The sequence below is a fragment of the Pseudomonas sp. HY2-MNA-CIBAN-0224 genome (assembly GCF_040310285.1).
Taxonomy (GTDB): domain Bacteria; phylum Pseudomonadota; class Gammaproteobacteria; order Pseudomonadales; family Pseudomonadaceae; genus Aquipseudomonas; species Aquipseudomonas helleri.
Genome location: NZ_JBEOPQ010000457.1, coordinates 1 through 277 on the forward strand (window position 1 = coordinate 1; position 277 = coordinate 277).

Here is a 277-nt window from a genome sequence, read left to right on the forward strand (position 1 = left end):
TATCGACGGTGCATTAAAGAAGCTGGCGAAAACCAAAGTGCCTTACCAACTCATCATCGGTAAGCCCACTATCTTTATCAATGATAAAGTCCGCGATAATTGGCGAAAATTTGTACCCACTGACCAGCTTAACATCATGCCTGAGAACGGACATTTATTACCTATAGAAGCACCGGAACAATGCGCCACTGTTATCTTACAGAATTTTAATCGTTAAGTTTTGAGCTTATGACTGATTTATTTACCCCTAGTCCCACTGACAATATACTACCCTATG

Annotated in this window: 1 protein-coding gene; it reads left to right on the forward strand. The window is 40.4% G+C overall.

Annotated elements, in window-relative coordinates; all coding sequences use genetic code 11:
* The coding region (locus tag AAEZ03_RS27150; protein ID WP_350582928.1) for an alpha/beta fold hydrolase at positions 1 to 217 on the forward strand (217 nt) is incomplete at its 5' end.
* Positions 218 to 277 lie beyond the last annotated feature (60 nt).